Genomic DNA, 2978 nt, shown 5'->3' on the forward strand with positions numbered 1-2978 from the left:
ATCGATATCGAACAATACAAGTTTATTCAATGGGAATTCTTCCTGCATACGAGCAAATGATTTTAAGAATCCTAATGTATAAGTGCTTCCTCCACCTACGATACATACGTTATATTTTTTCATTTTTTGTTCTCCTTTTTCTTTCGTTTAAAATGGCCATTTTTTTACGAATTCAATTTACACTCATAATATAATTCACAATTTTACAAATGTAAACATTTTCGTGCCTGTTAGGTTTATATGTGTAACGATGACAATTATTACATATATAGTAATTCTTTACATTTACTTTATTTAAAGCTTTTTGCAAGAAAAAAAGCACAAATTGTGCTTTTATCAAGAGTTTATAAATTGTATTAATCTTTCGATTTCTCTAAAATCCTTTATGACTAACATATTATTTTTTCTGCATAATTATTTTTCATTGAATCAACAACTACAATTTTCTTTGCACCTGCACGTTTTGCAGCTAACAAGAAAATACTTGGATCTGGCTTTCCGGGAATAACGCCATCATTATATGCCACATTATTTATATCAAACCAATTATCTAAATCAAGGTGATCAAAGAAGAATTTAACATTTGGAAAAGCCGAAGCCGTTGCGATATTTCTATCTATTCCCTTTTTTTTAAATAGTCAAGAAAATCAACCAATCCTACAGCCAGTTTAAAATCCGGACTTTACAAACACATCTTTCGATAAATTACTTCTTTTTCTTCACCAATTTTTAATGCTTCTTCAGGACTACACTCAATATTCAAAAAATATTTGAAAGTGTCTATAATGTTTTTTCCATGAACATACTTTTGAAATTCATCCTCTAGAATAGGCCGGTTTATTTTGGTTTCTAAATACTTTCTCTAAGAATTATTTTGAATATCTCCATCAAACATCATTGTTCCATTAAAGTCAAAAATACAATTAATCATTCAATCTCATTTCTTTTACTTTTTCCTTTGCCTTTTTCGATATTTCTAATGCGATATTTTTTGATTCACCCGTATAACTTTTTGGATCTAACATTGAATATATTTCTTCTTCAGAATATATCGATAATATTCTTTTATCTTTTGATAAAACTTCAAAATAATCTTTTTTATCTGTTTCAGCTAGAATGGCGTCTTCATATACAATTTCATGTGCTTTTTCTTTACCAATAACTTTTGCCAAAGACATCATAACGAACTCACTATTATCCAATCCTTTATTAAGGTTTGCATTAAATAACATTCGATCTTCATTCACAATAATATCTCTAGTTAATTCTTCTGCTCGTATTAATATTTCTGTCATTAACTCTGTAGCCTCTTCGATAAGTCCATCAAACAACATATATGAACTTGAATCAGCCTCGAACATTCGGCTCGCGCTATATAATGCAGGCGTTATTAAGCTATACAACTTTTGTGAATTTGCGATAATACCCTTCGCTAGCTTTGGGTTAATCTTTTGAGGCATCGTTGAACTGCCAACTGTCCCTTTTTGAAAAGGTTCACTAATTTCGCCAAATTCTTCAATACCGGTATAATAAACTTCTTCTGCCATTTTATGGAAAGTATTCGCCACCAAAGAAAGTATCATTAAATATTCAGTTTTATGCTGCGACATATTTCGACTAGGCACTATCATTTCATTCATGCCTAGTATTTCTGATACTCTTTCTTGAACCAAACGCCCTTTTTTTCCTGTGGAATTAAATGAGCCAACAGCTCCACCCATCATCACTTGGAAGATTCTGGATTCACTTTGTTCCATACGTTCAATATTGGTCAACAACTCGTTTGTCCATACCGAACATTTATATCCATAAGTAATGGGAATGGCATGCTTTCCATGAGTTCTTCCAGGCATTACAGTTTCTGCATATTTATCGGTTAAATCTGCTAGATGATCTAATATATCCTTTAAAAACGAATACATGACTTGATAAACATGTTTTAGTTGAAGCATTTGTGCTGTTTGTTGAATATTCTGTGTCGTGCATCCATAATGAAGATATTTTCTACCTTCTTCATTTAATATTGGTAAAACAGCCTTTAAAAATGAAACAAAACCATGACCCACGACTTTCTTATTTTTCTGCATTAATGCATAATCAAAATTTTCAATAATTGCCTTTTGTTCTATTTCTAAAGCTGCACTTTCTGGAATCAATCCAATCTCAGCCTGTGCCTTAGCTAAAGCACGTTCCACCTTAAGCCAATAGTCATACTTACTCTTTTCACTCATTATTTCTTTTATGCCACGATCATCTAAACTACTTTTTGAATCATACAATGCTCTCATAAGTAAATATACCTCCTTTTTTACTTAAATTAATGTTGTTTCCCTGCATTTGACTGTACATTATTTCTTCTTTTTCCTGTCATATCCAAAACTTTTTATCGAAATATTAAAGTCACCTTCATCATGGTATCGTCGCATTAAATTTTTGTTCTTCCTTTACAAATTCCATTATTCTATGTCCAATAATATTTTCATATCCCATAGTACAACTCATTCTATCATCATAGAAAAATAAAATTGTGATCGCAATCCATTTCAAATATTACTTTATTATTCTTTCTTAATACATCCATTTTCTTTCCTTCTAAAGCACCATGAAAATATAAGTAAACTTGTCCATAAGGAAACTTTTCATTTAATTTCTCAATCACTTTTGTGCATATACAATATCCTTTTTCAATTTCAACTTAGTTATACCATAATTATTCTTTACAATTACTTATATTTTATAGCATCACCTAAAAATAAATCTAGGGATCTATAGGTTACTGTTGTCATAACATTAGTCACCTAAATTAATCCCTAGATTATTGTTTATCCTAACTTTTATCCTATATTAAATATTATTTCAATTCAGGCCATTGATCTCCATTAGCTTCAATCAATGCATCTAGAATTTTTCGTGCTTCTTTTGCATCATTGATCAATCGGTTCAATGTAAATGCTTCAAATGCCTTTTGATATGAATGT

At 30.4% G+C, this 2978-nt stretch carries 2 protein-coding genes and 1 pseudogene; all 3 read right to left on the reverse strand.

All coding sequences use genetic code 11. The annotated features are described in order from the left end of the window. On the reverse strand, nt 1-123 hold a 123-nt coding region (locus FYJ55_RS10390; RefSeq protein ID WP_154556761.1), incomplete at its 3' end, for a family 4 glycosyl hydrolase. A 266-nt stretch (nt 124-389) separates the two neighbouring features. Beyond that, nucleotides 390-623 (reverse strand): annotated as a pseudogene (locus tag FYJ55_RS11430) (HAD family hydrolase); the annotation flags it as partial. Between the two features lie 300 nt (nt 624-923). After that, nucleotides 924-2288 (reverse strand): class-II fumarase/aspartase family protein, encoded by a 1365-nt coding sequence (locus tag FYJ55_RS10400; RefSeq protein WP_154556763.1) that lies wholly within the window; start codon nt 2286-2288, stop codon nt 924-926. Nucleotides 2289-2978: the final 690 nt, after the last annotated feature.

It is taken from the genome of Holdemanella porci, assembly GCF_009696075.1.
GTDB classification, from domain to species: Bacteria; Bacillota_I; Bacilli_A; order Erysipelotrichales; family Erysipelotrichaceae; genus Holdemanella; species Holdemanella porci.

What these genes read in the sequence shown, in the direction of transcription:
- FYJ55_RS10400 (WP_154556763.1), bottom strand. Translation starts at nt 2,288, where the DNA reads ATGAGAGCATTGTATGATTCAAAAAGTAGTTTAGATGATCGTGGCATA.